This is a genomic window from Variovorax sp. Varisp36 (genome assembly GCF_047304235.1).
In the GTDB taxonomy this organism is placed as follows: domain Bacteria; phylum Pseudomonadota; class Gammaproteobacteria; order Burkholderiales; family Burkholderiaceae_C; genus Variovorax.
The window spans coordinates 1-26,612 of the sequence record NZ_JBGLYU010000032.1; the positions used below are offsets into that span (position 1 = coordinate 1).

General features: G+C 68.7%; 28 protein-coding genes and 1 tRNA gene. 14 read left to right on the plus strand and 15 right to left on the minus strand.

The genetic code is table 11. From position 1 onward, the window contains the following. The first annotated feature begins 189 nt into the window (after window positions 1-189). Entirely contained in the window at window positions 190-1,476 is a 1,287-nt protein-coding gene (gene boxA, locus ACCD11_RS18750; RefSeq protein ID WP_413315010.1) for a benzoyl-CoA 2,3-epoxidase subunit BoxA, read from the plus strand. A 10-nt stretch (window positions 1,477-1,486) separates the two neighbouring features. Beyond that, window positions 1,487-1,930 (plus strand): MaoC family dehydratase, encoded by a 444-nt coding sequence (locus ACCD11_RS18755; protein ID WP_007832632.1) that lies wholly within the window; start codon window positions 1,487-1,489, stop codon window positions 1,928-1,930. 73 nt (window positions 1,931-2,003) lie between these two features. On the opposite strand, the gene ACCD11_RS18760 is transcribed toward ACCD11_RS18755, so the two are convergent. From ACCD11_RS18760 to ACCD11_RS18770, 3 genes are all read right to left on the minus strand, one after another. Next, the gene (locus tag ACCD11_RS18760; protein WP_413315011.1) at window positions 2,004-2,468 is read right to left on the minus strand and encodes an adhesin; all 465 of its coding nucleotides are present in this window, start codon (window positions 2,466-2,468) and stop codon (window positions 2,004-2,006) included. 177 nt (window positions 2,469-2,645) lie between these two features. Then, a complete protein-coding gene (locus ACCD11_RS18765) occupies window positions 2,646-3,686 on the minus strand; it encodes an alpha/beta hydrolase family protein (protein ID WP_413315012.1) in 1,041 nt (346 codons plus the stop codon). A 94-nt stretch (window positions 3,687-3,780) separates the two neighbouring features. Next, on the minus strand, window positions 3,781-4,899 hold the full coding sequence (locus tag ACCD11_RS18770) for a helix-turn-helix domain-containing protein (RefSeq protein ID WP_413315013.1): 1,119 nt from the start codon (window positions 4,897-4,899) through the stop codon (window positions 3,781-3,783). 106 nt (window positions 4,900-5,005) lie between these two features. Here ACCD11_RS18770 and ACCD11_RS18775 point away from each other — a divergent pair, with 106 nt between their 5' ends. From ACCD11_RS18775 to ACCD11_RS18785, 3 genes are all read left to right on the plus strand, one after another. After that, window positions 5,006-5,467, plus strand: a complete 462-nt coding sequence (locus tag ACCD11_RS18775) for an RrF2 family transcriptional regulator (protein WP_413315014.1) — start codon at window positions 5,006-5,008, stop codon at window positions 5,465-5,467. Then, complete coding sequence (locus tag ACCD11_RS18780) at window positions 5,457-6,359, plus strand: NAD(P)/FAD-dependent oxidoreductase (RefSeq protein WP_413315015.1); 903 nt, start codon at window positions 5,457-5,459, stop codon at window positions 6,357-6,359. The genes ACCD11_RS18775 and ACCD11_RS18780 overlap by 11 nt, the downstream gene beginning before the upstream one ends. A 63-nt stretch (window positions 6,360-6,422) precedes the next feature. Continuing rightward, window positions 6,423-6,498 (plus strand) — tRNA-Gly (locus ACCD11_RS18785). A gap of 52 nt (window positions 6,499-6,550) precedes the next feature. On the opposite strand, the gene fahA is transcribed toward ACCD11_RS18785, so the two are convergent. Genes fahA through ACCD11_RS18820 form a run of 7 tightly spaced genes read right to left on the minus strand, consistent with a single transcriptional unit; the run spans window position 6,551 to window position 12,928 of the window. Then, the gene (gene fahA, locus ACCD11_RS18790; RefSeq protein ID WP_413315016.1) at window positions 6,551-7,873 is read right to left on the minus strand and encodes a fumarylacetoacetase; all 1,323 of its coding nucleotides are present in this window, start codon (window positions 7,871-7,873) and stop codon (window positions 6,551-6,553) included. Window positions 7,874-7,883: 10 nt separating this feature from the next. Beyond that, a complete protein-coding gene (locus ACCD11_RS18795; RefSeq protein ID WP_007832619.1) occupies window positions 7,884-8,690 on the minus strand; it encodes a cyclase family protein in 807 nt (268 codons plus the stop codon). 52 nt (window positions 8,691-8,742) lie between these two features. After that, window positions 8,743-9,537 carry an ABC transporter permease gene (locus tag ACCD11_RS18800; protein WP_413315017.1) on the minus strand — a complete coding sequence of 265 codons (795 nt, stop codon included), beginning with the start codon at window positions 9,535-9,537 and terminating at the stop codon, window positions 8,743-8,745. Further along, window positions 9,534-10,388: an ABC transporter permease gene (locus tag ACCD11_RS18805; RefSeq protein ID WP_413315018.1), complete on the minus strand. Its 855-nt coding sequence runs from the start codon at window positions 10,386-10,388 to the stop codon at window positions 9,534-9,536. The genes ACCD11_RS18800 and ACCD11_RS18805 overlap by 4 nt, the downstream gene beginning before the upstream one ends. Next, window positions 10,381-11,238: an ABC transporter ATP-binding protein gene (locus tag ACCD11_RS18810; RefSeq protein ID WP_413315019.1), complete on the minus strand. Its 858-nt coding sequence runs from the start codon at window positions 11,236-11,238 to the stop codon at window positions 10,381-10,383. The genes ACCD11_RS18805 and ACCD11_RS18810 overlap by 8 nt, the downstream gene beginning before the upstream one ends. Next, complete coding sequence (locus tag ACCD11_RS18815) at window positions 11,235-12,179, minus strand: ABC transporter substrate-binding protein (RefSeq protein ID WP_413315020.1); 945 nt, start codon at window positions 12,177-12,179, stop codon at window positions 11,235-11,237. The genes ACCD11_RS18810 and ACCD11_RS18815 overlap by 4 nt, the downstream gene beginning before the upstream one ends. Then, complete coding sequence (locus tag ACCD11_RS18820) at window positions 12,176-12,928, minus strand: TetR/AcrR family transcriptional regulator (RefSeq protein WP_007832609.1); 753 nt, start codon at window positions 12,926-12,928, stop codon at window positions 12,176-12,178. The genes ACCD11_RS18815 and ACCD11_RS18820 overlap by 4 nt, the downstream gene beginning before the upstream one ends. 100 nt (window positions 12,929-13,028) lie before the next feature. On the opposite strand from ACCD11_RS18820, the gene ACCD11_RS18825 reads away from it, so the two are divergent. Continuing rightward, window positions 13,029-15,023 carry an acetoacetate--CoA ligase gene (locus ACCD11_RS18825; protein ID WP_413315021.1) on the plus strand — a complete coding sequence of 665 codons (1,995 nt, stop codon included), beginning with the start codon at window positions 13,029-13,031 and terminating at the stop codon, window positions 15,021-15,023. A 32-nt stretch (window positions 15,024-15,055) separates the two neighbouring features. Here the strand turns inward: ACCD11_RS18825 and ACCD11_RS18830 are convergent, their stop codons facing one another. Both ACCD11_RS18830 and ACCD11_RS18835 read right to left on the minus strand, forming a co-directional pair. Then, on the minus strand, window positions 15,056-16,987 hold the full coding sequence (locus ACCD11_RS18830; RefSeq protein WP_413315022.1) for an adenylate/guanylate cyclase domain-containing protein: 1,932 nt from the start codon (window positions 16,985-16,987) through the stop codon (window positions 15,056-15,058). Window positions 16,988-17,177: 190 nt separating this feature from the next. After that, a complete protein-coding gene (locus ACCD11_RS18835; protein ID WP_413315023.1) occupies window positions 17,178-17,891 on the minus strand; it encodes a 2OG-Fe(II) oxygenase in 714 nt (237 codons plus the stop codon). 120 nt (window positions 17,892-18,011) lie between these two features. Here ACCD11_RS18835 and ACCD11_RS18840 point away from each other — a divergent pair, with 120 nt between their 5' ends. Beyond that, window positions 18,012-18,359 (plus strand): hypothetical protein, encoded by a 348-nt coding sequence (locus tag ACCD11_RS18840; protein WP_237726085.1) that lies wholly within the window; start codon window positions 18,012-18,014, stop codon window positions 18,357-18,359. Then, a complete protein-coding gene (locus tag ACCD11_RS18845; protein WP_007832599.1) occupies window positions 18,356-19,153 on the plus strand; it encodes a zeta toxin family protein in 798 nt (265 codons plus the stop codon). The genes ACCD11_RS18840 and ACCD11_RS18845 overlap by 4 nt, the downstream gene beginning before the upstream one ends. Here ACCD11_RS18845 and ACCD11_RS18850 read toward each other — a convergent pair. Continuing rightward, window positions 19,098-20,018, minus strand: a complete 921-nt coding sequence (locus tag ACCD11_RS18850; RefSeq protein ID WP_007832597.1) for a LysR substrate-binding domain-containing protein — start codon at window positions 20,016-20,018, stop codon at window positions 19,098-19,100. The genes ACCD11_RS18845 and ACCD11_RS18850 overlap by 56 nt on opposite strands. Before the next feature lie 187 nt (window positions 20,019-20,205). Here ACCD11_RS18850 and ACCD11_RS18855 point away from each other — a divergent pair, with 187 nt between their 5' ends. From ACCD11_RS18855 to ACCD11_RS18880, 6 genes are all read left to right on the plus strand, one after another. Continuing rightward, the gene (locus tag ACCD11_RS18855) at window positions 20,206-21,405 is read left to right on the plus strand and encodes an acyl-CoA dehydrogenase (RefSeq protein ID WP_007832596.1); all 1,200 of its coding nucleotides are present in this window, start codon (window positions 20,206-20,208) and stop codon (window positions 21,403-21,405) included. A gap of 115 nt (window positions 21,406-21,520) precedes the next feature. Further along, the gene (locus ACCD11_RS18860) at window positions 21,521-22,765 is read left to right on the plus strand and encodes a CaiB/BaiF CoA transferase family protein (RefSeq protein ID WP_413315024.1); all 1,245 of its coding nucleotides are present in this window, start codon (window positions 21,521-21,523) and stop codon (window positions 22,763-22,765) included. 10 nt (window positions 22,766-22,775) lie between these two features. Beyond that, complete coding sequence (locus ACCD11_RS18865) at window positions 22,776-23,204, plus strand: VOC family protein (RefSeq protein ID WP_007832591.1); 429 nt, start codon at window positions 22,776-22,778, stop codon at window positions 23,202-23,204. Window positions 23,205-23,444: 240 nt separating this feature from the next. After that, window positions 23,445-23,825 carry a hypothetical protein gene (locus tag ACCD11_RS18870; RefSeq protein WP_042673279.1) on the plus strand — a complete coding sequence of 127 codons (381 nt, stop codon included), beginning with the start codon at window positions 23,445-23,447 and terminating at the stop codon, window positions 23,823-23,825. A gap of 56 nt (window positions 23,826-23,881) precedes the next feature. Beyond that, on the plus strand, window positions 23,882-24,295 hold the full coding sequence (locus tag ACCD11_RS18875; protein WP_007832587.1) for an organic hydroperoxide resistance protein: 414 nt from the start codon (window positions 23,882-23,884) through the stop codon (window positions 24,293-24,295). A 110-nt stretch (window positions 24,296-24,405) separates the two neighbouring features. Then, on the plus strand, window positions 24,406-25,041 hold the full coding sequence (locus ACCD11_RS18880) for a dihydrofolate reductase family protein (protein ID WP_007832585.1): 636 nt from the start codon (window positions 24,406-24,408) through the stop codon (window positions 25,039-25,041). Between the two features lie 25 nt (window positions 25,042-25,066). Here the strand turns inward: ACCD11_RS18880 and ACCD11_RS18885 are convergent, their stop codons facing one another. Next, window positions 25,067-25,525 carry a CopD family protein gene (locus tag ACCD11_RS18885; protein ID WP_413315025.1) on the minus strand — a complete coding sequence of 153 codons (459 nt, stop codon included), beginning with the start codon at window positions 25,523-25,525 and terminating at the stop codon, window positions 25,067-25,069. A 47-nt stretch (window positions 25,526-25,572) separates the two neighbouring features. After that, window positions 25,573-26,541 carry a LysR family transcriptional regulator gene (locus ACCD11_RS18890; RefSeq protein ID WP_413315026.1) on the minus strand — a complete coding sequence of 323 codons (969 nt, stop codon included), beginning with the start codon at window positions 26,539-26,541 and terminating at the stop codon, window positions 25,573-25,575. Between the last annotated feature and the right edge of the window lie 71 nt (window positions 26,542-26,612).

Consider the following 26,612-nt stretch of genomic DNA (forward strand, 5'->3'; position numbering starts at 1 on the left):
GGCTCTACCCCCCCCGGGGTGTTTTTCCGGGCCCGCGTGGTGGGGTTGTGGTTTTTGCGGTTTTCGGCGCCCCCCCGGGGGGTGGTTGGGGTGGTGGGGCGCCACGCGGCGATAGCGCCCACGACAGAGGCCGCTTGCCCCCACCCAACCCTCCCCCAAAGGGGGAGGGCTTCAGGTTAGGAGAACAACATGGACATGGCCGTTGAAGCCGGGGTCATCAAGCAGCACCTGATCGACCCCGAGATCTGCATCCGCTGCAACACCTGCGAGGCGACCTGCCCCGTGAACGCGATCACACACGACGACAACAACTACGTCGTGCGCGCGGACGTCTGCAATGGCTGCATGGCCTGCATCTCGCCGTGCCCGACGGGTTCGATCGACAACTGGCGCACGATGCCGGTGGTGCGCGCGTACTCGATCGAGGAACAGCTCACCTGGGAATCGCTGCCCGCCGAACTCTCGCCGGAAGAGCTCGAAGCCGCCGGCGTGTCCGCTGAAGTGGCCGGCGACCCCGCGGCGGCCTTGCCCGCGCAGACGCAAGCCCAGGCGGCCGCCGAATCGATCGAGCCGGCCTTCAATTCGGCGCAATACGGCGCCACCGTGCCGCCCTGGTCGGCCGCGCACGCGTACACCAATCTCTTCCCGCCGAAGACGCCGACCACCGCCACCGTGGTGGGCAACTTCAACTGCACCGAGGCCGGCTTCGACAGCGAGACGCACCACATCGTGCTCGACTTCGGCGTGGTGCCGTTCCCGGTGCTCGAGGGCCAGTCGATCGGCATCGTGCCGCCGGGCGTCGATGCCATCGGCAAGCGCCACCATGCACGCCAGTATTCGGTGGCCAGCCCGCGCAATGGCGAGCGGCCCGGCTACAACAACGTCTCGCTCACCGTGAAGCGCGTGACCGAAGACCACCAGGGCGACGCCGTGCGCGGCGTGTGCTCCAACTACGTGTGCGACCTGAAGGTGGGCGACACGGTGCAGGTGGTGGGGCCCTTCGGCTCGTCGTTCCTGATGCCGAATCACCCCAAGTCGCACATCGTGATGATCTGCACCGGCACCGGCAGCGCTCCGATGCGCGCCATGACCGAATGGCGCCGCCGCCTGCGCAAGAGCGGCAAGTTCGAGGGCGGCAAGCTGATGCTGTTCTTCGGCGCGCGCACGCAGCAGGAGCTGCCGTACTTCGGCCCGCTGCAGTCGCTGCCCAAGGACTTCATCGACATCAACCTCGCGTTCTCGCGCACGCCGGGGCAACCCAAGCGCTACGTGCAGGACCTGATGCGCGAGCGCGCCGCCGACCTGGCCGCGCTGCTGAAAGATGGCGCGAGCCACTTCTATGTGTGCGGCCTGAAGAGCATGGAAGAAGGCGTGGTGCTCGCACTGCGCGACGTGGCGAAGGAAGCGGGGCTCGATTGGGACACGGTCGGCGCTGCCTTGAAGCGCGAAGGCCGCCTGCACCTCGAAACCTACTAGGCCGCGGCGGATGAAGTTCGCCGACTTCCACGCGGGGCAGGTCATCGAGGCCGGGCCCTACGTGCTCACCGAAACGGAGCTCCTGCAGTTCGCACGGGCCTACGACCCGCAGTGGTTCCACACCGATGCAGAGGCGGCGGCCGGCAGCTCCTTCGGCGGACTGATCGCCAGCGGCTGGCACACGTGCTCGATCGCGATGCGGCTGGCCGTCGACGCAGCGCTTGCCGGTTCTGAATCGTTCGCCTCGCCGGGGCTCGATCATGTGCGCTGGCCGAATCCCGTGCGGCCCGGCGATGCGCTGCGGCTGGTGGCCGACGTGACCGAGGTGCGCCGCTCCGAAAAGCGCCCGACGCTCGGCATCCTGCGCTGGCGCTGGCGGCTGTTCAACCAGCGCGAGCTGATGGTGCTCGACGTGGCGGTCACCAGCCTGTTCAAGCTCAAGCCGGCCAACTGAGGCGTTCGCCCGAAAAAAAGCCCGCAACGCGCGAGCGCTGCGGGCTTTTGTCCGGCCGGGGCCGGCGGGCCGATTACTTCTTGATGTCGACGGCGCCCGAGCCCTGCGCCTTGCCGCTCGCCTTCGCGCCAGCGCTCCCCGGCTTCACGGCATTGGTGGCCGAACCCACGGCGCCGGTTGCGCCACTCAGCGTGCCGCCCACGGTGTTCGTTACGCCGCCTGCCGCATTCGTGGCACCGCTGACGGCGCCAGTGGCACCGCCCAGCACGCCACCGACGGCGTTGCCCACACCGCCTGTCGCGCTGCCGGCCGTGTCGGACGTGGCAGTGCCGGCATTCGTGTTCGCGCCTGCGGCCGCACCTGTGCGTGCCGCGGCACCGCCATGGGTGGAGCCAGAGCCTGCGGCGCCCGAGGTGTTCACGTCTGCATTGACCCCCACGCCGACCCCGACGCCTTGCGCCTGGGCTGCGCCGCCGATGGCCAGGAGGCCGGCGAGCACGGCGCCGAGGAAGATGCGGTTGTGTTGCTGTTGCTTCATGGGTGACTTTTCCTTTCGTAGCTGGTCACGATTTCAAGAACCGACCGGGGTTCGGTCGGCTCGGGTGCAACCATGGCCGGGCCGGCCTTTGTCGCCATGTGCGCCACAGCCGCCCACGCGTGTGGGAACTGGCTGTCGGCGAAACAGGAGGCTCGAACGTTGCCCCCGCGGTGCGAATCATGGCAGCAGATGCGTGCTGAAGAAGGCCGTTGTCTTCTGGTTAACTTCCGGTAACACGCCGACGCGGTCGAAGCCCGGCGGGTCGTTGAGCAGGTCGCCGATCAGTCCCGTGAGGTCCGGCGGTAGCGGAGACAACAGCGAGCCGTGCCCACCGGTCGGCATGTCCGCGATCAGCTCGCAGCGCGGCAGGCAGGCCGCAAGCACCCGGTCGCTGTGGAAGCGCGGGATCAGCCAGCGGTCCTGCGCGGCGGTGATCAGGCCAAGTGGTACGCGCGGCGCCGCGAGCGAGGCCATGTCGAAATCGGCCGAACCCGGCACGCCTGCAACGATGGCGGCGATGCGCGGATCGGTGTGCTTGCGCGGCGCGGCGTCGTCGCCGAAGCGGTGGCGGATGAGGAGCAATGCGGCCCATTTCTTGATGCCGTCGAGCGGTCCGCCGGTCAGCCGCGTGATGAGGCCGACGCAGGACTGGAAGTCGTTCACCAGGTCGACCTCGCAGTGCTGCGCGAACGCGGCCGGCGACCAGCGCCCGCCCGCGAGGCTCAGGGCCGTGTGGCCGCCCGCCGACATGCCGTACATGCCGACCCTGTCGAGCCGCAGCAGCGGCGCGAAGCGTGGGTCGCGCGCCACCGCGTCGATGGCGCGCGACACCTCGGCCGGGCGCATGGTCCAGCTGTCGGGACCGGGGTTGCTGTCGTCCTTGTAGTTGTCGGCCTTGTGCTCGGGCATGGCGACGACGAAGCCGGCCTCGACGAGGCCGCGCGCGATGTCCGCGTGCACCCAGGGCGCGCCGCCCGAGCCGTGCGAGACGATCACCAGCCGGCCATTGCCGGGTGCCGGCTTGCCCTGCGCGGCCACGTCGAGCGTGAAGCGGGCACGCCGGGTCGGCTGGGGCGCGTCGGTGGACGGATAGAACACCGTGACCGGGCCGTCGCCGGGCGCGGCGGGAAGTTCCGCCATGCCCATCGAGGCTCGCGCCCAGCCGCAGCAAAGCGCGAGGAGCAGGAAGAAGAGAGAGGAAAAAGAAAGACGTCGCATGGGGTGGTTCCTTGCCTTTGAAGGCCCGCACGATGCCGGGACGCCGCCGCCGAGTCTTGCCGAAAGCCGCAAGCGCGGCTTTCGGCAAGAGATTTCAGGATCCGGCCAGCTTCTGCCTGCGGAATTCGGTGGGCGTGAGGCCGGTGGCGGCCTTGAACGCGCGGTTGAACGGGCCGATGGACTGGAAGCCCGCGGTCAATGCGATGGTCAGCACCGGCAGCTCGCGCTTGGAAGAATCGGCCAGCGCCGCCATCGCCTCGGCCAGGCGGAGGCCGTTGACGAAGGCGTTGAAGTTGCGATGCCCCAGCCGCTGGTTGATGAGGCGGCGCAGGCGGTATTCCGGCACTGACAGCCGGGCGGCCAGGCCGGCGATGCTCAGGTCTTCGCTGCGGTAGGCATGTTCCACCGCCATGGCGTGCCGCAAGGATTCCGCGAGGCGGTCCTCGGCGGGGTCGGGGGCTTGTTCGGGCTCGGGTTCCGCAGGCGCGACGGGGACTGGTGCGACGGTCTCTTGCGCAGGAATCGCAACGGGCGCCCGTGAAGCCGGAAACAGCTCCGACCCCGCCAGCCGCACCATCCGCCATGCCACCACGGCCACGATCAGCAGCAGCATCGCCACATCGGCCGTCGCCGACAGGCTCGACAGCCGGCCCTGCGGCGAGGCCAGCCGCACGGCCAGCATGCCGATGCTGTAGCCGACGCCCGCCACCACGATGAACGCGCGCAGCCGGCGCCGTCCCTCCACCAGGTCTGCCCGCCACTGCGAAGCCGCCGCCATCGCGGCCAGCACCGCGAACACCAGCGGCACCGCGCGCTGCAGGCCCAGCGTCACCGGCGCGAGCACCGAGGCGCTGCCTGCCACGACCGCGCAATTGAGCGCGGCCAGCGCCGCCACCGCGAGCCACGCGGCGACGTGCATCGGCCGCAGCCGGAAGTTGTCGTCGAACAGCGCTTGCACGAACACCCAGAACAGCACGGCGTTGCCGACGGAGACCGAGACAAAGGGCGCCTGCCACCCGCGCGACACGAGCGCTTCGAACAGCGGCGTGGAGCCGATGGCCTGCACGCACAGGCCGAGCGCGAGCAGCACGCCCGCGCGCGCGACCGGCAGGCGAGGACGATCGCGCCCGAGGACCAGCGCGAGCACCAGCAGCAAGGCCAGCAGCACGCCGCGCAGGGCAGCGTCGAGAAGGGTGGTCGGTGTGGGCGTCATGGCGGGGTCGATTCTCGTGCCTGTGCCGTGACAAGCGATGCGGCATGCCGAACTCCCGAAGACCCTTCGGCATGTCATGGAAAACTTATGCAACTAATAATGTTGCATGAAACGAGACAGCAGGCTTTCGGGCGTTCTCCATGTGCTGCTGCACATGGCCGAGTTGAAAGGCCCCGTCACGTCCGAGGCGCTCGCGGCCGCGATGCACACCAACCCGGTCGTCGTGCGCCGCGTCATGGCCGGCCTGCGGCAGTCGGGCTTCGTCAGTTCGGCCAAGGGCCATGGCGGAGGCTGGGTGCTGTCGTGCTCGCTCGCGGCAGTCACGCTGGGCGACATCCACAACGCCGTCGGCGCGCCCGCGCTGCTGGCCATGGGCAACCGCACCGAGAGCCCGGGCTGCATCGTCGAGCAGGCCGTGAACGCGGCGCTCGACGGCGCCTTCCAGGACGCCGAGGCGCTGCTGCTGAAGCGATTCAACAGCATCACGCTGGCCGATCTTTCCAGGGACTTCCACCGCCGCATGACAGGCGGCGGCTTCACATTGAAGGACATCGAACATGCGCCATGACGCTCTGATCGTGGGCGGCAGTTTTGCCGGCCTTTCCGCTGCGATGCAACTGGCTCGCGCGCGCAGGAACGTGTGCGTCGTCGACGCGGGCGCGCCGCGCAACCGCTTCGCCGCCGCGTCGCACGGCTTCTTCGGGCAGGACGGCACGCCGCCGCTGGAGATGATTGCCGGCGCGCGCGACAAGCTGCTCGCCTATCCATCCGTCGAGTTCATCAAGGGCAGCGTGGTGGCCGGGAGCGCGGACGGCGCCGGAGGCTTCACGGTGTCGCTGCACGGCGGGGAAGAGATCTCGACGCACAAGCTGCTGCTGTCGTTCGGCGTGCAGGACGGCCTGCCCGACATCGCCGGGATCGGCGAGCGTTGGGGCAAGAGCGTGCTGCACTGTCCCTACTGTCATGGCTACGAGTTCGGCGGCCGCTCGCTGGGCTTGCTTTTCCACAGCGGCGCGCCGGCGGACCACGCGCTGCTGATCGCCGAGTGGGGCCCGACCACGCTCTTCCTCAATGGCGGCGAAGGGCCCGACGCCGAGGTGCGTACGAGGCTGCGGTCGCGCGGCGTGGCCATCGAGCCGGGACGCATCGCCGGCCTGGAGGGGCAACGGGCGGACCTGGCCGGCGTGCGCATCGACGATGGCCGGCTCGTGCCGGTCGGGGCGATGTTCGTGGCGCCGCACACGCGCCCGGCCAGTCCGCTGGCCGAGCAACTCGGCTGCGCCTTCGACGATGGTCCGATGGGCCGCGTGCTGCGCACCGACGCGATGAAGATGACGACGGTGCCCGGCGTCTATGCGGCAGGCGACCTCGCCATGACGTTCAGCAATGCCACGCTGGCCTCGGCCGATGGGTTGATGGCCGGCGTGTCGATGCACCGGTCGCTGGTATTCGGTGCTTGAACGAACTTTTTTCTCGGGCTCGGTAAAAACGGTCTCAATTCACCCTATAATCGAGGGCTCCACGCGGGAGTAGCTCAGTTGGTAGAGCGCAACCTTGCCAAGGTTGAGGTCGAGAGTTCGAGACTCTTCTCCCGCTCCAGATTAAAGAAAAGGCCACCTCATCGGGTGGCCTTTTTCTTTGGTGCTTCTGCTCAACTCCTGGCTGGCAGCACCGTTCCACGGCTCTCCCCGAAACCGATGCGCGCATACCCCGGCTTCTCGCACCAGCCGCGCAGCAGCACCGCATCGCCGTCTTCAAGAAAACCACGCTGCTCGCCATTGGCCAGCGTCACCGGGCTTTGCGCTGCGCGCGTCAGCTCGATGATTGCGCCGGCCTCGCCCGCGCCGGGCCCCGAGATCGTGCCGCTGCCGAACAGGTCGCCCGGGTTCAGGCTGCAGCCGCCCATCGTGTGGTGCGCCACCATCTGCGCGACGCTCCAATACTGGTGCCTGAAGCTCGTGGACGACAGGCGCGACGGCCCGGCCTTGTCCTTGCGTGCCTTCTCGCTTTCGAGCCAGACCTCCAGGCGGATGTCGAGCGCGCCGCTCTCGCGGTTCGCCGTACTTTCCAGATACGCGAGCGGCTGGGGCTCGTGGGCCGCTCGCGTCCAGGCCTGGCGGTAGGGCGCGAGCGCTTCCATCGTCACGATCCATGGCGAGATCGTGGTCGCGAAGTTCTTCGCCAGGAACGGCCCGAGCGGCGCCATCTCCCAGAACTGGATGTCGCGCGCCGACCAGTCGTTGAGCAGGCAGATGCCGAAGATGTGTTCGTCCGCGCGTTCGAGCGGAATGGGTTCGCCCTGCGGGTTGCCGATGCCGATCCACACGCCGAGCTCCAGCTCGTAGTCGAGCCGCGCGCAGGCCTGGTACGTGGGCGCCTTCGCGCCCGGCGCCATCGCCTGCCCCATCGGCCGGTGAAAGCGCTGGCCGCTCACGCCGATGGTCGACACCCGCCCGTGGTACGCAGTCGGAATCCAGCGGAAGTTGGGCGTCACGTCGCCGTCGGGGTCCATCAGGCGGCTGATGTTCAGCGCATGGTCGATCGATGTGTAGAAGTCGGTGTAGTCGCCGATGCGCGCGGGCACGGTGTATTCGACCTCGGCCTGCGGCACCAGGCATTCGCGCACGGCCTGCACCGAGGCCACGGGCGCGTCGTTCTTCAGCAGGTCGAACAGTGCGTGGCGCAACGCCTTCCACGCGGAGCGGCCGAGCGCGAAGAAGTCGTTCAATGCCGGCAATGCGGCGGCGCGCGCCGCGTCGAGCGCCAGGCCGTCGAGCTGCTGGCGCGCGACCAGCGCGGCGAGGTCGAGCACCTCGCCGCCGATGGCGATGCCGCCGCGAAACGGCTCGGCGCTGCCCGCGCGGCGGAACACAGCGTGCGGCAGGTTCTGGATCGGGAAGTCGCCGCCTGCCGCATTGGCCGATTCGACCCAGCTGCGCGCGTGGAGGTCGTGCGTGCGGTTGAGCGCGTTCATGAATCGGCCCTCACACCGACGCCATCAGCGCATCGTCGAAGATCGCCACCGCGCGCGTCCACCCGGCCGACGCGCCGCGGATCTTGTGCGGGAAGCAGCTGATGAAGAAGCCCGTGGGCGGCAGCGCCTCGAGGTTGTGCAGCTTCTCGATGTGGCAATAGCCGATGTCGCGCCCGGCCTTGTGGCCTTCCCAGATCAGCGAGGCGTCGTGCGTCTCGCCGTACTTCTTTGCGGTGTGCACGAAGGGCGCGTCCCAGCTCCATGCGTCGGTGCCCGTGAGGCGCACGCCGCGTTCCAGCAGGTACATCGTCGCCTCGTAGCCCATGCCTGCGCCGGCCGACACGTAGTCCGGATGGCCGTAGCGCGAACCGGCGCGCGTGTTGACCACCACGATCTCCAGCGGGCTCAGCGTGTGGCCGATGCGCTTGAGTTCGGCCTCGACGTCGTCGGCCGTGACCACGTAGCCATCGGCGAAGTGCCGGAAGTCGAGCTTCACGCCCGGCTGGAAGCACCATTCGAGCGGCACGTCATGGATGGCGATGGCGGGCTTCTTCTCACCCAGCGCCTTGTCCATGGTCGAGTGGAAGTGATAGGGCGCATCGAGGTGCGTGCCGTTGTGCGTCGACAGCTGCACCAGTTCCACGGCCCAGCCTTCGCCGTCGGGCAGGTCTTCCTTTTTCAAGCCGGGAAAGAAGGGTTCGATCTGCTCGTAGGTCTGCTCATGCGTGAAGTACTGGATCTTCGGCGCGAAGGCCGGTGGATCGGAGAGCACATCGTTTTCGAGAAAGATCGAGAGATCGACGAATTTGCGTGGCATGAAGAGGCTCCTTGTGGGGTGTTCGTGTTTGGGGAGAGAAGCAATCGGGGAGTCAGGGGCGCTGCCAACGCAGCAGCCGTCGCTCGGCAAGGGCCAGCAGCGCGTTGCTCACGAAGCCGATGAGTCCGAGCAGCACGATGCCGGCGAACAGGTCGCTCGCGCGGAAGGCGCGCGCCGCCAGCAGGATGGCCTGGCCCAGGCCGTTTTGCGAGGCGATCATTTCGCCCACCACCGCGACGACCAGCGCGATGGTCAGCGCGAGCCGCATGCCGGCCAGGATGTCGGGCATGGCGTTGGGCAGGCCCATCTTCCAGGTGTACGCCGCGCGCGACATCTGCAGGCAGCGCGCCACTTCCGAAAGGCGTGGCTCCACGGCCGCGAAGCCGTGCACCGTGGCCAGCAGCACCGGCCACATCGCGCCGAATGCGACCACGAAGAGCACCATGCCGGGGTTCAGCCCGAAGATGGAGATGGCCAGCGGCAGCAGCGCCGAGGCGGGCAGCGGGCGGATGAATTCCAGCGTCGGCTGCACCCACGCACTCACCTGGGGCGATACGCCGATGGCCGCGCCCAGCAGCACGCCGAAAAGCGACGCGAGCAGCCAGCCTTCGACCATGCGGCCGACCGTGGCCTGCGTGAAGGCGAGCAGTTCACCGTTGCCTGAATTGCCCGAAGAGAGATTGAGCCCTTCGAGCAGGCTCGCAAACGTGGCCTGCGGCGTCGGCAAAAACACGCGGCTGACCCAGCCCGCGTTGCTCGCCACCCACCACAGCGCGACCAGTGCGAGCAGCATGCCCACCGACCCCAGCCACCCCAAGCCGAACCGGTCGTTGCGGTGGTTGTTCATGGCTGCACCCCCATGCGGCGTGCGACCCAGGCCTGCAGCCGCACCATGCCCGCGTTGACCGCGAAGCCGACCACGCCGATCCAGCCCAGCCACGCGAGCATCAGCGCGGGGTCGAAGCTCTGCTGCGCGATCATCATCGCGTAGCCCATGCCGTTCGGATTGGCCGCGATCTCCACCGTCACGGCCACCACCAGCGCCACCGCCACGCCCAGCCGCAGCGCGACGAACAGGCGCGGCACGATGGCCGGCAGCACGATCTTGAAGGCCCGCTCGCGCGACGACAGGCCCAGCACGCGGCTCACCTCGAGCAGCCGCGGCTCGACCTGCTGCACCGCCGACTGCACCAATACCAGCAGCGGCCAGAAGGTGGCGAATGCGACGATGGCCAGCTCCATGCGCACGCCGAATCCGAAGCCCAGCATCGCGAGCGGAATCAGCGCGACGGATGGCACGGGCCGAAGTACTTCGATGGAGACAGAGCCGAGCTGCGCCGCGCGGCGCGAGAGCCCGAGCACCAGCCCCAGCGCAATGCCGAGCACGGCGCCCAGCAGCAGGCCGAGTGCCGCCGTGCCGAGCGTGAAGCCCGTGGCCAGCCAGAGCGAGCCGTCCATGGCCGCGCCGACGAAGGCCTTCGCCGCCGCGCTCGGCGGTGCGAGCGCATCGCTGCCCAGCGCGGCCGCGCGCCGCGCGTACCACTCGAACAGAGCCAGGAGCAGCAGCGGCAGTACAAAGGGACGGACCTTGCCAGGAACACCGCGGAACCGGCTTCGCCGGGCCGCAGGTGTTGCCCCCGGCGAGGGGGTAGGCGAAGCGACACGAAGTGCGCGAAGACTGGGGGTGTGCCTATTCATGGCCCTGCTCGATGAAGGCGAAGAGCTCGCGCCGCAGGTGCAGGTATTCCGGATGCTCCTTGGTCGTGAGCTGGTCGCGCGGGCGCGGGATCTTCACGTCGATCATCCGCGCGAGGCTCGGCCGCCCCGGCCCGGGGTTGGCCTGCAGCGCGATCACGCGGTCGCCGAGGTAGATGGCTTCTTCGAGGTCGTGCGTGACGAACAGCACCGTGAGCCCGTCGTCGCGCACCAGCCGCGCCAGCTCGTCCTGCAGGCTCTGGCGCGTGAGCGCGTCCAGCGCGCCGAAGGGCTCGTCCATCATCATCAGGTCGGGCTTCTGCGCGAGGCAGCGGGCGATCTGTGCGCGCTGCTGCATGCCGCCCGACAACTGCACCGGAAACTTGTGCGCATGCTTCGCGAGGCCGACCTTGGCGAGCACATCGGCAATGCGCGGCGCGCGTTCCGCCGCCGGCACGCCGGCCGCTTCCAGTGCGAGGCTCACGTTGCCTTCCACCGTGCGCCAGGGCAGCAGCGCGCGGCCGTAGTCCTGGAACACGAAAGCCACTTCGCGCGAGGGCTCGGTCATCTTCGCGCCGTTGCGCCGCACCTCGCCCGCGCTCGCGCTGACGAGCCCGCTGGCCGCGCGCAGCAACGTGGTCTTGCCGCAGCCGCTCGGGCCGACGATGCAGACGAACTCGCCGCGCGCCACGTCGAACGAAGTGGGCGACAGGATCTCGCGTCCGCCGAGGCGGATGGTCACGCCGTCGAAGCACAGGAAGGGGGTGGCTTGCATCGTGGGGACGGTCGGCGAACGAAAGGCGCTCGCCGACAGTGCGGCGCGCGCGGTGACGGGGGCGGGTGCTGCGATCACTTCGCCACCAGCTTCGCCACGTCGATGCTCGTCTTGAGCATTTCCTGCTCCTTCATCAGCCCGGTCCAGTAGGCGAGCTGCTTTTCCGTCACCACGGGGCCGGGCGGCGAGATCTGCACCTTGGCCAGCACCTCGGGCGGGAGCTTGATGTACTTGCCGATGGCCGCGCGCACCTTGGCGTCGTTCCTCGGCTGCTGCATGAAGGCGGCCGATTCGACCAGCGCCTCGCGGAACGCGCGCGCAGCGGCCGGGTTCTTCGCCACCCACTCGCGCTTGGCCGCATGCACGATGGTCTGGTTGTTCTCCGGCAGGAAGGTCGAGTAGTACGAGGCCACGTAGCCCGCACCGCTCTCGGTGATGCGGCTCATGAACGGGTCGGCCGACACCACCGCATCGACCGAGCCGCCGCGCAGCAGGTCGGCGTGCTGCGGGAACGCGGCCTCGACGAAGTTCACCTTGCGGTAGTCCACGCCGCTGTCCTTCAGCCACGCGCGGAAGGTCACGTGCAGGAAGGCGCCGAGGCCCGGCACGCCGATCTTCTTGCCCACGCAGTCCTGCGGCCCCTTGATGCCCGAGCCCGCGCGCGCCACCAGGCCGAAGCCGGTGATCGTCTTCGAGGTGAGGCCGCCGCCGGCCACCAGCACGAGGTCCAGGCCACCATCCACCGCCTGCAGGAAGACCGAGGGCGTGGGTCCGCCAATCTGCAGCGAGTCGGACTGCAGTGCCGCCGGGATCGTCGAATTCAGCGGAATGAACTTGAGCTCGACGTCGAGGTTGCGCTTCTTGAAGTAGCCCTCTTCGGCCGCCACGAACACCGAGGCGAAGTCGGTCACGGCCGTGTAGCCGAACACGATCTTCGGGTTGGACTGGGCGCGCGAAGGCAGTGCGGCGGCGGCCGATGCTGCGGCAAGCGCCGACAGCAGGGTGCGTCGTTTCATCATGTCTTTTGTCTCCTGGGGGTGGTTCTCGTGCGTGGGGTTCTGGCGGTCTTCGGGCGCGGCAGTGCGGCGCGCAGGCCGCCGACGATGAAGTTCACGAGCATCGGCGCCACGGCCGGGTCGGCGCGCCTGTTCTCGCCGCGCGTGAGGCGTTCGATGCGGCTGTCGTTCAGGTGGTGCAGCAGCGCGCCCAGCGCGAACTGGTAGCCCCAGGCCGCCTGGCTGCGCGTGGCGTGCGGCAGCGCGAGGTGCAGCGCGTCGATGTAGGCCTCGGCCAGCGGGTCGAAGTAGCTGCGCAGCACGCGGTCGGCTTCCTCGGTGGCGTGGTAGAGCTCGCGCGCCACCAGCAGCGCGTAGTACTCGCCCTCGGCGCTCGCGCGCAGCGCCAGCACGGGCGCGGTGAAGGCATCGATGATGCGCGGCAGCGTGCGCGCGTCGTCGGGGTCGACGTTCACCGCTGCCAGTCCCGCGAGCCGCGCCTCGATGGAATGGCTCCAGTGTTCGAAGATCGCGTGAAACAGCTCGTGCTTCTGGCCGTAGTAGTAGCCCACCAGCGCCAGCGGCACGCCGGCCTCTTCGGCGATCTGGCGGATCGTCACCACGTGGTAGCCGTGCTGCGCAAAAAGTTTCTCGGCCGCCAGCAGGATCGCCTGCTTGCGGTCGGGCCGCGCAGTCTCGATGGTGACTGCGGCGGGGGCTGGCGTCGCGGCACGCGAGGTGCTGCGCCTTGCGGTGGGTGTGCGGGTGCTCATCGGGGCGTATTGAACGCTTGTACAAAAACATTGAACACGCGTACAAACCCTGAGGTCAACCCCCATTGAGCACGCTCGTTCGCGGCGCTACGCTCGTGCCATGCCCGCCCCCAACATCCCCCAGATCCGCCTCTATCAAGACTGGCTGCGCGAGACGCGCGGCCTTCGCTTCGACAGCTACGACGCCCTGTGGCGCTGGTCCGTCACCGAGCTCGACGCCTTCTGGCAGAGCATCTGGGATTACGCCCGCATCGAGTCGCCCACTCCGCACACGGCCGTGCTCGCCGAGCCGCGCATGCCCGGCGCGCGCTGGTTCCCCGGCGCGCAGGTCAACTACGCCCGCGAGGTGCTGCGCCATGTCGACGCGGCGCACGCGGCCGGCATGCCCGCCATCGTGAGCGACAACGAGCGCGGCGAAGTGCGCGAGATGTCGTGGCCGGAGATGCGGCGCCAGGTCGCGTCGGTCGCGCTCATGCTCAAGTCGCTCGGCGTGCGGCGCGGCGACCGCGTTGCGGCCTACATGCCCAACGTGCCCGAGACCATGGTCGCGTTCCTCGCATGCTCCAGCATCGGCGCGATCTGGAGCGTGTGCGCGCCCGACATGGGCACGGCCGCCGTGGCCGACCGCTTTCGCCAGATCGAACCCAAGGTGCTGATCGCCGTCGACGGCGTGCACTATGGCGGCAAGCCGCTCGACCGCAGCGCCGTGCTGCAGGAGCTGCGCGGCCAGCTGCCAAGTGTGCAGAAGCTGTTGCTCGTGAAGTCGCCGTATGCCGCCAGCGCCGTGCCGCACGACGTCGAATGGACACAGGCCATCGCGCGCAACGATGCCGAGGTCGCCGCCTTCGAGCCCGAATGGCTGCCCTTCGACCATCCGATCTGGATCGTCTATTCGAGCGGCACCACAGGCCTGCCCAAGCCCATCGTGCACGGGCAGGGCGGCATCATCCTCACCATGCATGCCTGCGGCCTGCACAACGACGTGGGCGCGAGCTACGGCGCCAACAACTTCGGCGAGCGCTACCACTGGTACAGCTCCACGGGCTGGGTCATGTGGAACTCGCAGCTCTCGGGCATGGCCTTCGGCGCCACCATCTGCATCTATGACGGCAACCCGGCGGGCAGCAAGGAGAAGCCCGACTGGGGCGTGCTGTGGCGCTTCGTCGCGAAGCACCGTGTCACCTTCTTCGGCGCGGGTGCGGCCTATTTCACCAACTGCATGAAGTCGGGCCTCGTCGCGAAGGAATGCGGCGACCTGTCGCGCGTGCGAGCGCTCGGCAGCACCGGCTCGCCGCTGCCCGAGGAGGTACAGCGCTGGGGCTCGCAGCAGATCCTCGACGCGGGCTCGAAGGAGGTGTGGTGGTGCAACATCTCCGGCGGCACCGATTTCTGCGGCGCTTTTGTCGGCGGCAACCGCGACCTGCCCGAAGTGCCGGGCCAGATGCAGTGCCGCGAGCTGGGCCATTCGGTCGAGGCCTGGAACGAGAACGGCCAGCCCGTCGTCGGCGAGGTCGGCGAGCTGGTGTGCACCAAGCCGATTCCGTCGATGCCGCTCTACTTCTGGGGCGACGAGGGCAACGCGCGCTACCTGTCGAGCTACTTCGACACCTATCCCGGCGTATGGCGCCACGGCGACTGGATCAAGATCGGCACCGACGGCGGCTGCATCATCTACGGCCGCAGCGACGCCACCATCAATCGCCAGGGCCTGCGCATGGGCACGAGCGAGATCTACAGCGCGGTCGAGGGCCTGCCCGAGGTACTCGACTCGATGGTGGTCGATCTCGAATACCTGGGCCGCGACAGCTACATGCCGCTGTTCGTGGTGCTGCGCCCCGGCGTGGCGCTCGACGAGGCCATGCGCGCGAAGATCAACAACGCCATCAAGACTTCGCTGTCGCCTCGCTTCGCGCCCAACGACATCTTCCAGGTGGCCGAGATCCCGCGCACGCTCTCGGGCAAGAAACAGGAGCTGCCGATCAAGAAGCTGCTGCTGGGCCAGCCGATCGAGAAGGTGGTCAACCGCGAGGCGATGGCCAACCCCGGCAGCCTCGACTGGTTCGTGGCCTTTGCCGCGCAGCGTGCCTCCGCATGATGGGCGCGTGAGCTTCGCGCCCACGAGCAAGCTCAGGCCGTGAGCTCATAGAGCACCATGCGCGTCTGCCGGCCGCGCAGCTCCACCAATTCCTCGATGCGGCGTGCATGAAGCCGGCCGCCGAGCCCCGCGAAGGTGGCCTCGGAAATCAGCGTCTGCGTTCCGAGCTGCTTGTTGATGCCTTCGATGCGGCTCGCCACGTTGATCGCGTCGCCGAACGCGGTGTAGGACAGCCGGTCGTTCGAGCCGAGCACCCCCGCGATCACCATGCCGGTGTGGATGCCGATGCGGGTGCGGAACCTCGGCAGCCCCTGCTCGTGCCACTTGCGGTTGAGTTCGTCCATCTCCACGTGCAGCTCCAGCGCGGCCACGCAGGCCTGGTATTCCGCGTCCTTCAGGTCGGAGGGTGCGCCCCACAGCACCATGATGCCGTCGCCGATGAACTTGTCGACCACGCCGCCGTGCCGCGCGAACACGCCTGCCGCCAGGTTGAAGTATTCCGTCAGCATGCCCACCAGCACGTCGGTGTCCAGCGATTCCGAGATCGAGGTGAAGCCCTCCACGTCGGTGAACATCACGGTCACGCGGCGCGACGAACCGGAGGGCGCGAGCGCATGGCCCTCGTCGATCAGCTGGTTGATCACGTCCACCGGCACGAACTTGCTGAAGGCCTTCAGGCTGCGCGCCGAGTCGTCCAGCGCCTGGTCCAGGTGCTGGATCTCGAGCACGCGGCTCGGTTCGCGCGGCAGGTTGTCGAGTTCCAGCAGGCCGATGCTGCGCGCGATGTGCGAGAGGTTCTCTACCGGCGAGGTCACCAGCTTCGACAGCTTCAGCGAGATGAACAGCGCGATGGCCAGGAAGGCCAGCGCCAGCAACAGGCCCCACAGCACCGCGCGGTTCAGTTCGCCCAGCAGCATGTCTTCGGGCACCCAGCTCACGAGCTGCCATCCGGTGCTGGGAATGCGCGAGGCCTGCACCAGGTAGCGGCGACCTTCGTAGGTAAAGGAGAACTTCTTGTTCGAGCCACTGTCCGCCGTGCCGCCGATCACCGTGTTCGCGTACAAGGCGCCGAGCACGCCGGCCGGCGGCTCCAGCTGATGCAGCACACCCGGCATGTCGCTGCGCGCGAGCACCCGGGCGTCGGCGCTCAGCAGGGCGCTGTCGCCGTAGCCGTCGCTGCTGAACTGGCGCACGAATTCCGACAGCCGCCCCAGCGACACATCGCCCGCCACCACCATGGCCTGCGCCGCGCTGTCCGCATAGCTGCGCTGGCTCGGCAGCGCGTAGGTCACGCCCAGCTCCTGCGCGGCGGCGAATACGTACGGCTGCGTCCAGACCGGCCCCTGTGCCTTGTGGGCCTGCACATACCAGCCGCGTTGCGTCGGGTCGTAGCTGCTGCGGAAGGACGCGAGGCGCTGCGTGGCGAAGCGCTGCTGCACGTCGGCCTCGGCGTCCAGGGGCAGCATGTACTGCCACGTCTCGGTGGTGAATCCCGCGCCGCGCTCGATATGGCGCATGGCCGGCACAGGGTAGCGCAGTGCCATCAGCATCTGGCCCTTCTCGTTGCTGACGTAGATGCTGTCGAGCTCGGGCGACTGCTGCAGCAGCGTCCAGAGCAGCTCGGCTGTTCTTTCGGCGTGTTCGCCCGCTGGGCGCAGGCTGGGGGCTGTGCCCACAGCGTTGACGACCGACTCGGCCTTCTGCAGAAAGGCCAGCACCTTGTCTTCGGTGCGGTGGTGGTTGGCCTTGTGCGCGGACACGCCGATGCGCGACACCAGCCGCTGCGACCCCCAGTAGCCCAGCGAGACCAGCAACAGCGACTGTGTCAGCGCCACGGCACTGACGATGGTGCCCACGTCCACCCTGAAGCGGCGCGAACGCCCGGGCGGTGCGGCCGGTGCGGCCGCAGTTTCGATCGACGGCTTTCCCGCCGCTTCCGGATTCCCGGACGACTTCTTGTTCATACAGCTCCCTGACGACCATTCGAGCGCGCCCGCTGCATCGAGGCCGCGGGCCGCTTCCGGCGGGCTCACGGCCCCGATCATTGGTGTCGGGGATCCTGGTGGGCGCCGGAGGCAGGCGTGATTTTCGCTCGACTTCGCCCTTCGGGCGCGGCGGCCCGGGCCTGCCGGGACCGGCCGCGGCAGCGGCTCGTCAGCGGGCGTCGTGAAAGATGATGCCCAGCGTATGCCGCCGCCCCGAGCGCACGCGGCTCACGCCGTGGCGCATCGTCACGCGGTAGCTGCCGCGCGTGCCCGCCACCGGCCGCTGATTGACCGCGAAGATCGCCGCCTCGCCCTGCGCGAGTGACACCACCTCGGCGCGCGACTGCATGCGCGGGCGCTGTTCGGTCAGCACGAACTCGCCGCCGGTGAAGTCTTCGCCGGGCCGGTTCAGCAGCACGGTGAGCTGCAACGGGAACTGCAGGTCGCCGTACAGGTCCTGGTGCAGGCAGTTGTAGTCGCCCTCGTCGTAGCGCAGCAGCAGCGGGGTGGGGCGCAGCTGGCCCGCCGCGTGGCAGCGCGCGAGGTAGGCCGCGTGGTCCGGCGGGTAGTCGGCCGGAAGGCCCATTGCCGCGGCCCATGCATTGGCCAGCGGCGCGAGGCGTTCGTACAGCGCGCCGCGCCATGCCGCGAGCTTTGGCGGCAGCGGGTTGGCGAAGTACTGGTACTCGCCCTGGCCGAAGCCGTGGCGCTGCATGACGACGCGGCTGCGGAAGTGGCGGGGCTGGTCGTACATGGCCACGAGGGCGGCGCATTCCTTCGGAGTGAAGAGCGCGGCGCCGGTGGTGGCGCAGCCGCGGGTGGCAAGGTCGTCTTCGATGCGGGGCCAGTCGAGGGCGTCGACCTGGGAGGCTGGGGCTGTCATGCGCGCAGTGTCTCGCCTGCGGGCCTGCGAGGCTCGCCGTTTCCGGACGCGGGTATGCGGCGGTGCGGGCTTTGGCGCAGCAGGTGGCAGGCGGCTTCCGTTTTGAGCGATCATCCGGCCATGGCAAGAGCAAAAACCATCGCACGCGAAGGCTCGGCAGGGCAAATGGTCCAGGGCCGATCGGTTGCGACCCTGGGGCGCGGCATGGCGCTGGTCAAGGTCGGCAAGGCTCCGCGCGCCGTGGTCCGCCCCGAGGACAACACGACGGAACTGTTGAAGAAGGCGGCCCGCGCACTCGACAAGCCCGGCATCGACAGGTCGGTCGTCTTCCGCGGACCCAACGCGGCCCGGATATTCGCCTACTCCGCCTACCCGCAGGACCCGACCCAGGTCATTCGCGAAGCAGCCGACGGCACCAAGGTCATTGGCCGCCTGGTCGACGGCAGGTTCCGCGCGAGCAAGGCGTGAGCCGCCGCCCACCGAAGCTCGGGAAGCTCCTCGAGCAGACGCGCGGCCCGCGTCCGGTGGCCTTCGTCCTGGCGGGCCACAACGGCTCCGGAAAATCCACGCTCTGGTATTCGCGCCTGGCGGCATCGCTGCAGATGCCGCTGATCAACGCCGACCGGATGATGATGTCCATCCTGCCGGATGCCGACCCCGCCACCGGGCACATCCCCGCCTGGGCCCAGCGCCTGCGCGACGACGACGAGAAATGGCAGGTCCTGTCGCAGGAAGGCGTGCGCGCCTTCAAGAGCCTGGTGATGGACCAGCGCATGCCGTTTGCGTTCGAGACGGTGTTCTCCCACTGGAAGCCGCTGCCCGGCGGCGGCCATGCGTCGAAGGCGGACGACATCCGCGCGATGCAGGAGGCGGGGTATTTCGTCGTGCTGCTTTTCGTCGGCCTGGTCTCGGTGGACATGTCCATCTTCCGCGTGAGCACCCGCAAGCAGCAGGGCGGCCACGACGTGGACCGCGGGAAGCTGGTCGAGCGCTTTCCCCGCACGCAGGCAGCGGTCGGCCATGCGGCACAGATCGCGAACATGACGCTGATGTTCGACAACAGCCGTTCCGGGAAGAGCGCTTTCGCACTGGTGCGGGCGCAGGCGAAAAAGTCGGTCCTGTTCGATGCGCGCGATCCCAAGTTCGACATGGACCCTGAACTGCGGGCCGTCTGCGATCCGTGGCTCGAGAAGGTCGCCGGCCCCTTCAAGCCGTCTCGCGCCCGGGCTCCTGCCGTGCCTGCGCCAGCAGCCAGTCGCTGAAGAACTTCAGCAGCGGCCGCTGGTCGGCGCGCTCCGGCGTCACGAGGTAGTAGTTGCGCTCGCCCGACAGCGGCCGCGCGCACGCCACCACCAGTTCGCCGCGCGCCAGTTCGTCGGCCACCAGCATCGTCGGCATCAGCGCCACGCCGAGCCCGTGCGACGCGGCCGCGGCCAATATCGAGAACAGCTCGTAGCGCGGGCCGCCGCGCGCATTGGGCGCGTCGATCTGCTGCGCATCGAACCACTGGCGCCAGCCGTCGGGCCGGGTGCTCTGCTGCAGCAGCGGCATCTTCGCGATGGCTGCCGGCGCCACGGCCTTGCCGCGTGGCAGCAGGGAAGGGCTGCACACCGGCACCACGTCTTCATGCATCAGCAGCAGCGCGTGCGTGCCGGCCCAGTTCTCGACCTGTGCGGGCGTGCCGGCATACAGCGCCGCGTCGAACTCCGCATCGGCGAACAGGAAGGGGCGGGTGCGCGTCTCGATGTGCACCACCACGTCGGGCTGCAGTGCCGCAAAGCCCTTCAGGCGCGGCATCAGCCAGCGCGTCGCAAACGTGGGCACGGCCGCCAGCGACAGCGAGCCGCCTTCGCCCTGGTGCGCCATGGCGTCGAGCGTGTCGCGCTCCATCGCCTCGAGCCGCTTGGTGATCTGCCGCGCATAGGCCGCACCGCTCGCCGTGAGCGCCACGCCGTGCCGCGTGCGGCGAAACAGCGCCACGCCCAGGAAGGCCTCGAGCGTGCCGATCTGGCGCGACACGGCGCTTTGGGTGAGCGCCAGTTCCTGCGCAGCGCGGGTGTAGCTCTCGTGGCGCGCGGCGGCGTCGAAGCACACGAGGGTTTGCAGGGGTGGGATCTTGCGGCGCATGTATGCCTCGGGTGTATGTATGAAACCTCGGCCTCACCAATGGAGAGGCCGATCGAACATCTTGCAAGACATTCTACGAACGCATATCTGGGTGCGGAATCATCGTTTGCGTCATGCCCCCCGCATGGCTAGCATCGGCCCCATTCCCCCTCTTTTCACCTTTCCCCTAATTTCCGGAGACAGCCACATGGCCGCCAAAGCGCAATTCCACTGGGACGACCCCCTTCTTCTCGACCAGCAACTGACCGACGAAGAACGCATGATCCGCGACGCGGCCAATGCCTACTGCCAGGAGCGCCTCGCGCCCCGCGTCATCGAGGGCTTCCGCACCGGCGAGACCGACCCCGCCATCTTTCGCGAAATGGGCGCACTCGGCCTGCTCGGCCCCACGATCCCCGAGCAATACGGCGGCCCCGGCCTCAACTACGTGGCCTATGGCCTGATCGCCCGCGAAGTCGAGCGCGTCGACTCCGGCTACCGCTCGATGGCCAGCGTGCAGAGCTCGCTGGTGATGGTGCCCATCTTCGAATTCGGCACCGAAGGCCAGAAGCAGAAGTACCTGCCCAAGCTCGCCACCGGCGAATGGATCGGCTGCTTCGGCCTGACCGAACCCGACCACGGCTCCGACCCCGGCAGCATGGCCACGCGCGCCAAGAAGGTGCCGGGCGGCTATTCGCTCAGCGGCTCGAAGATGTGGATCAGCAACTCGCCCATCGCCGACGTGTTCGTGGTGTGGGCCAAGGAAGTCAGCGAAAGCGGCACCGTGGGCCCGATCCGCGGCTTCGTGCTCGAGAAGGGCATGAAGGGCCTGAGCGCCCCCGCGATCCACGGCAAGGTCGGCCTGCGCGCCAGCATCACTGGCGAAATCGTCATGGATGGCGTGTTCTGCCCTGAAGAAAACGCCTTCCCCGAAGTGCAGGGCCTCAAGGGCCCGTTCACCTGCCTGAACAGCGCCCGCTACGGCATCTCGTGGGGCGCGCTCGGTGCCGCCGAAGACTGCTGGCACCGCGCCCGCCAGTACACGCTGGACCGCAAGCAGTTCGGCCGCCCGCTGGCCGCCAACCAGCTCATCCAGAAGAAGCTGGCCGACATGCAGACCGAGATCACGCTGGGCCTGCAAGGCAGCCTGCGCCTGGGCCGCATGAAGGACGAAGGCATTGCTGCCGTCGAAATCACCTCGATCATGAAGCGCAACAACTGCGGCAAGTCGCTCGACATCGCCCGCATGGCGCGCGACATGATGGGCGGCAACGGCATCAGCGACGAGTTCGGCGTGGCACGCCACCTGGTGAACCTGGAAGTGGTCAACACCTACGAAGGCACGCACGACATCCACGCGCTCATCCTTGGCCGCGCCATCACCGGCATCGCAGCGTTTTCGAACTAACCCCCAGTCTTACTCACTTCGTGTAGACGCCAACCCCCTTTCAGGGGGCGATGCCAGCGGCCCGGCAAAGCCGGTTCCGCGGCATCCCTCGAACTGCAAGACAACACTGACGTAGATGACGATGAACAAACCTGCTGCGGCACTCGACGGCATCAAGGTCCTCGATCTGTCCCGCGTGCTCGCGGGCCCGTGGTGCACGCAGATCCTCGCGGACCTGGGCGCCGACGTCGTCAAGATCGAACGCCCCGGCGTCGGCGACGACACGCGCACCTGGGGCCCGCCCTTCATCAAGGACGCGGACGGCAACGATACCGACCAGGCCAGCTACTTCACGTCCTGCAACCGCAACAAGCGCTCGGTCACCATCGACATGGCCACGCCCGACGGGCAGGCGCTGCTCAAGCAGATGGCGGCGCAGGCCGACATCGTGGTAGAGAACTTCAAGACCGGCGGCCTGAAGCAATACGGCCTCGACCACGAGAGCCTGCGCGCGGCCAACCCGCGCCTCATCTACTGCAGCGTGACCGGCTTCGGCCACGACGGCCCGTACGCCGAGCGCGCGGGCTACGACCTGATGATCCAGGCCATGACCGGCATGATGAGCATCACCGGCCGCCCCGACGACGTGCCCGGCGGCGGTCCGCTGCGCGTGGGCGTGGCGCTGACCGACCTGTTCACCGGCGTCTACGCCAGCACGGCCATCCTCGCGGCGCTGCAGGTGCGCGACCGCACCGGCGAAGGCCAGCACATCGACATGGCACTGCTCGACGTGGGCATGGCCATCCTCGCGAACCAGGCCAGCGCCTTCCTCAACACCGGCAAGGCGCCCGGGCGCCAGGGCAACACGCACCCGAGCCTCGCACCTTATCAAGACTTTCCGACGCAGGATGGTTCGATGCTGCTGGCCATCGGCAACAACGGGCAGTTCGCGCGCTTCTGCGAAGCGGCCGGCCACGCGGAATGGGCGAGTGACGCACGCTTCGCGACCAACACGCTGCGCGTGAAGCACCGCCTGGTGCTGATCCCCATGATGGAAGAACTCACGCGCACCCGCACCACGGCCGCGTGGGTCTCGCTGCTCGAGGACAAGGCCGTGCCCTGCGGCCCGATCAATGACATCGCGCAGGCCTTCGACGATGCGCAAGTCCAGGCGCGCGGCCTGAAGGTCACGCTGCCGCGCGACGCGGGCGACGGCATCGCCAGCATCTCCGGCGTGGCGAGCCCGCTGCGCCTGTCGGCCACGCCGCCGGTGCTGCGCCATGCGCCGCCGGCGCTGGGGCAGCACACGCAGGAAGTGCTGGCGGAAATGGGCATCGATGCGGCACGCTTCGATGCCCTGCGCTCAGCCGGCGTAGTCTGAAGAGGCGCACATGACGAGACCGGTGCGCCCGCCGTTCTCGGTGCTGCGCATCGACCACATCGTGCTGCGCGTGAAGGACATGGAACGCGCCGTCGCGTTCTATGTCGACGTGCTCGGATGCAACGTCGAGAAGCGCCGCGACGACCTGGGCCTGGTGCACCTGCGTGCCGGCGCCAGCCTCATCGATCTCGTCACACCCGACGGCCCGCTGGGCCGCCAGGGCGGTGCGTTGCCCGGCGCCGAGGGCCGCAACGTCGACCACCTCTGCCTGCGCATCGAGCCCTTCGACGAAGCGGACATCCGCGCGCTGATGGCGCGCCACGGCGTGGCCCTTCACGGCGATGTGCAGAACAACTTCGGCGCCGAGGGCTACGGCCCGTCGATCTACCTGAGCGACCCCGACGGCAACACCGTCGAGCTCAAGGGCCCGGCCGCCTAGCTGCAGCCCGGCCGCCAGGCTGCTCCTGAGCGCCCGCTCTTCGGTTTTTTCTTTCGGTTTGTACGCCACTGTGTCTGGCCGGCGCAGCGTACACACGCGCATGCAAATCTGCCGGTGGCCCGACACATCGTGGATACAGCCCGCCGATGTAATTCATGCATCGCCACCGACGACACATGCACCGAGGAGGCGATGGTGTTCAACCGACTCCTTCACCCTTCGTCTTTGAAAGACATTGCCATGAAAACCACCAAGCTCCTGATCGCCGCCGCCGCTCTTTCCGCTTTCGCCATCGGCGCCAGCGCAGAGGACTACCAGGGCGTCCTGCAATTCCAGTCGTCCGCCAGCCGCACCGCCGTGCAAGCCGCGGGTGTGGTCGCCGCCCACGGTGCCGACCCGTACGCCGACGGCGCCACCGCAGGCGTGCCCGCCGTCATGGCCGGCCTGAGCGACCGTGCCCAGGCTCGCGCCGGCGCCATCGCCGCGGCCCGCGCCGGCAACATCTACGCAGACGGTGCAGGCGCCGGCCCCGACGAGCGCTTCACCAGCACGCTGGACCGCGCCGCGGTGCGCGCCCAGGCCGTTGCCACGGCCCACGGCATCGACCGCCTGGCCCTCTGAGCCCGGCCCGCACAACGCCACTTCCACCACGATCCCCTCTCATCCAAAGAAGCACCATGACCGACAAGCAAGTTCTCTACACCGGCAAGACCCACACCACCGGCGGCCGCCAGGGCGCATCGCGCAGCAGCGACGGCAACCTCGACATCCAGCTGTCGCCCCCCGGCGGCAACGGCACGGGCACCAACCCCGAGCAACTGTTCGCGGCCGGCTGGTCGGCCTGCTTCATCGGTGCCATGGGCAAGGCCGCGGGCGGCCTGAAGGTCAAGCTGCCGGCCGACCTGGCGGTGGATGCCGAGGTCGACCTGGTGCTGCAGGAAGGCCAGTACGTGCTGCAGGCGCGCCTGGACGTGAGCCTGCCGGGCCTGGACCGCGAGACCGCGCGCGCCGTGGTCGACACCGCGCACCAGACCTGTCCTTACTCCAAGCTCACGCGCGGCAACATCCATGTCGAGCTGAATCTGGCCTGAGCCTTTTCGCCGATATGCGCGAGCCCGCCCCCTGTTTGCAGCGGGCGGGCTCGCGCATAGACTCCGCCTTCTCTGCAACCCAGGCCGGCTTCGCCGCCGGAAAGCGACGTATGAGCAGCAAGGTCTTCTTCGACGTGGGCATCTCGCTCGACGGGTACATGGCCGGTCCGAACGCCAGCCCCGGCAATCCGATGGGCGACGGTGGCCGAGCCATGCACGGCTGGATCTTCCAGACCGCCACCTTCCGCGAAATCCTCGGCATTCCCGGCGGAGGTGGCGAGCAGGGCACACCCGACGACGCGCGGGTCCAGCATGTGTTCGCACGCACCGGTGCCTACGTCATGGGCCGGCGCATGTTCGACGAAGGCGAGGTCGGCTGGCCCGAGAACCCCCCGTTCCGCGGGCCCGTGTACGTGCTCACGCATTCGCCCCGCGAACCCTGGGTGCGCCAGGGCGGCACCACCTTCCATTTCGTGACCGACGGCCTCGCGAGCGCGCTGGCGCAAGCCAAGGCCGCGGCCGGCGGCAAGGACGTGCGCATCTCCGGCGGCATCGACACCGTCCGCCAGGCCATCAGGGCAGGCTTGCTCGATGAATGCACGATCCACGTCGCGCCGAACCTGCTGGGCGCGGGAAAGCGGCTGCTCGACGGCCTCGCACCCGGCGAGATGAAGCTGGTGCCCGTGCGCGCCGACGGCTCGGCGCTGGTGACGCACCTGGACTACCGTTTCGCCCAGGCTTCGTGAGGCAGGGGGGCGTGGCGGGCGCTGCCTACCCCGCCCGTCCCATGGTCGCCACCCCGAACACCACGACCCCCAGCGCCAGGTTCACCATCACCAACTGGCGCACGGTGTTCAGCCGCGCGGCCGCCGCTGGCCATGCGCTTTCGTCCACCGCGCGCCGCAGCGCCCTGAACACCGACGCGCGGATGTAGACATAGATCGCGGCCATCACGATCGCGATGCTCATCATCGCCTCGATGCGCCAGTGCACGGCGCGGAAGCCGCCGGCCGAGAGGATCATCGTCACGCCGGTCACGAACAGCAGCGTGACGGCCGCATCCACGCCGACGAAGAAGCGCCGCAGCGTCGCGGCCATCATGCGCAGCCGCAGCGGCGGCTCCAGCGTGGCGACCGCCGACGGGCGCACCGCGAAGTGCATGGTGGCCATGCCGCCGACCCAGAAGGCGGCGCACAGCAGGTGGATGAAAAGCGCAATGACGTAGGACATGGGGCCCGATCAGAACACCGAAAGGGCCGGGCGCGCAATGCGGCCAGTCATGCCGCGGCCGCCCGGCCGCGCGTGGCCGCGCGCTTCTCCTTGCCGGGCGTCTCGTCGGCATAGCGCCGCATGTCCGCCACGATGCGCCGCAGCAGCTCCGCTGCAGCCGGCGACAGCATGCGGCCGTGCCGCGACACGATGTGCGAGCGCCCTTGCGACAGCAGCGGGTTCTTCATCGGCAGCTCGATCAGCTCGGGGTTGCTGGCATTGGGCGTGAGCGAGATGCGCGTGCCCAGCGTGTAGCCGAGCCCGGCCGACACGAAGTGGCCCAGCGCGCTGAACGAGGTGGTGGTCAGCACCGAAGGCAGGCGCACGCCTTCGCTGATCTCGGCCGCCTCGATGTGCTGGCGCACGCCGAAGTTGCGGTGCAGCGTGGCGCCGGGGTAGGGCAACAGGTCGGCCAGCTTGAGCGGGCGGCCCAGTTGCGCGAGCGGGTGCGAGCGCAGCACCATCGCCTGAATCGGCTGCGGGTGCGACTGGTGCGAGGTCAGCCGTTCGTCCTTCGGCGGCTGGAACAGCATGCCGATGTGGGCGCGCTCCTCGACCACGCGGCGCACGATCTCGTCGGTGCTGGCCACGTCGAGGTCGACGGTGATCTTCGGGTGCGTGGTCATGAAGTCGCGCAGGCTGCGGCGCATGAGCCAGTCGATGTAGCCCTCGCCCGCCACGATGTCGATGTGGCCGCGCTCGATCTTGCGGATGCCATCCATCTGCGCCATGAGGTGCTGCTTCTGGCTGTTCTGGCGCCGCACGTAGCCGGCCAGCATTTCGCCCGCGTCGGTGGCCACCACGCCGCGGCCGTGGCGCTCCAGCAGCGGCACGCCACACTCCTGCTCCAGGATGCCGATGGCGCGGCTCACGGCCGAGGGGTCCATGTCGAGCACGTCGGCAGCACCGCGCACCGAGCCGCTGTCGAGCACCTGCATGAAGTAGCGCACGCGGCGCGTGTCGAGCTTGTCGTCCATGGCCCGGCCTCCTGAGTGTTGCATTCAATGCATCGAATATCTCGATTTACTGTCATTGATGCAATAGGCCT

What these genes read in the sequence shown, in the direction of transcription:
- ACCD11_RS18765 (WP_413315012.1), bottom strand. Translation starts at nt 3,686, where the DNA reads ATGCGACGTCTTTCTTTTTCCTCTCTCTTCTTCCTGCTCCTCGCGCTT.
- ACCD11_RS18835 (WP_413315023.1), bottom strand. Translation starts at nt 17,891, where the DNA reads ATGACAGCCCCAGCCTCCCAGGTCGACGCCCTCGACTGGCCCCGCATC.
- ACCD11_RS18840 (WP_237726085.1), top strand. Translation starts at nt 18,012, where the DNA reads ATGGCAAGAGCAAAAACCATCGCACGCGAAGGCTCGGCAGGGCAAATG.
- ACCD11_RS18775 (WP_413315014.1), top strand. Translation starts at nt 5,006, where the DNA reads ATGAAACGAGACAGCAGGCTTTCGGGCGTTCTCCATGTGCTGCTGCAC.
- ACCD11_RS18760 (WP_413315011.1), bottom strand. Translation starts at nt 2,468, where the DNA reads ATGAAGCAACAGCAACACAACCGCATCTTCCTCGGCGCCGTGCTCGCC.
- ACCD11_RS18860 (WP_413315024.1), top strand. Translation starts at nt 21,521, where the DNA reads ATGACGATGAACAAACCTGCTGCGGCACTCGACGGCATCAAGGTCCTC.
- ACCD11_RS18870 (WP_042673279.1), top strand. Translation starts at nt 23,445, where the DNA reads ATGAAAACCACCAAGCTCCTGATCGCCGCCGCCGCTCTTTCCGCTTTC.
- boxA (WP_413315010.1), top strand. Translation starts at nt 190, where the DNA reads ATGGACATGGCCGTTGAAGCCGGGGTCATCAAGCAGCACCTGATCGAC.
- ACCD11_RS18805 (WP_413315018.1), bottom strand. Translation starts at nt 10,388, where the DNA reads ATGAATAGGCACACCCCCAGTCTTCGCGCACTTCGTGTCGCTTCGCCT.
- ACCD11_RS18825 (WP_413315021.1), top strand. Translation starts at nt 13,029, where the DNA reads ATGCCCGCCCCCAACATCCCCCAGATCCGCCTCTATCAAGACTGGCTG.
- ACCD11_RS18830 (WP_413315022.1), bottom strand. Translation starts at nt 16,987, where the DNA reads ATGAACAAGAAGTCGTCCGGGAATCCGGAAGCGGCGGGAAAGCCGTCG.
- ACCD11_RS18755 (WP_007832632.1), top strand. Translation starts at nt 1,487, where the DNA reads ATGAAGTTCGCCGACTTCCACGCGGGGCAGGTCATCGAGGCCGGGCCC.
- ACCD11_RS18890 (WP_413315026.1), bottom strand. Translation starts at nt 26,541, where the DNA reads ATGGACGACAAGCTCGACACGCGCCGCGTGCGCTACTTCATGCAGGTG.
- ACCD11_RS18795 (WP_007832619.1), bottom strand. Translation starts at nt 8,690, where the DNA reads ATGCCACGCAAATTCGTCGATCTCTCGATCTTTCTCGAAAACGATGTG.
- ACCD11_RS18800 (WP_413315017.1), bottom strand. Translation starts at nt 9,537, where the DNA reads ATGAACAACCACCGCAACGACCGGTTCGGCTTGGGGTGGCTGGGGTCG.
- ACCD11_RS18770 (WP_413315013.1), bottom strand. Translation starts at nt 4,899, where the DNA reads ATGACGCCCACACCGACCACCCTTCTCGACGCTGCCCTGCGCGGCGTG.
- ACCD11_RS18885 (WP_413315025.1), bottom strand. Translation starts at nt 25,525, where the DNA reads ATGTCCTACGTCATTGCGCTTTTCATCCACCTGCTGTGCGCCGCCTTC.
- ACCD11_RS18855 (WP_007832596.1), top strand. Translation starts at nt 20,206, where the DNA reads ATGGCCGCCAAAGCGCAATTCCACTGGGACGACCCCCTTCTTCTCGAC.
- ACCD11_RS18850 (WP_007832597.1), bottom strand. Translation starts at nt 20,018, where the DNA reads ATGCGCCGCAAGATCCCACCCCTGCAAACCCTCGTGTGCTTCGACGCC.
- ACCD11_RS18865 (WP_007832591.1), top strand. Translation starts at nt 22,776, where the DNA reads ATGACGAGACCGGTGCGCCCGCCGTTCTCGGTGCTGCGCATCGACCAC.
- ACCD11_RS18820 (WP_007832609.1), bottom strand. Translation starts at nt 12,928, where the DNA reads ATGAGCACCCGCACACCCACCGCAAGGCGCAGCACCTCGCGTGCCGCG.
- ACCD11_RS18875 (WP_007832587.1), top strand. Translation starts at nt 23,882, where the DNA reads ATGACCGACAAGCAAGTTCTCTACACCGGCAAGACCCACACCACCGGC.
- ACCD11_RS18880 (WP_007832585.1), top strand. Translation starts at nt 24,406, where the DNA reads ATGAGCAGCAAGGTCTTCTTCGACGTGGGCATCTCGCTCGACGGGTAC.
- ACCD11_RS18780 (WP_413315015.1), top strand. Translation starts at nt 5,457, where the DNA reads ATGCGCCATGACGCTCTGATCGTGGGCGGCAGTTTTGCCGGCCTTTCC.
- fahA (WP_413315016.1), bottom strand. Translation starts at nt 7,873, where the DNA reads ATGAACGCGCTCAACCGCACGCACGACCTCCACGCGCGCAGCTGGGTC.
- ACCD11_RS18815 (WP_413315020.1), bottom strand. Translation starts at nt 12,179, where the DNA reads ATGATGAAACGACGCACCCTGCTGTCGGCGCTTGCCGCAGCATCGGCC.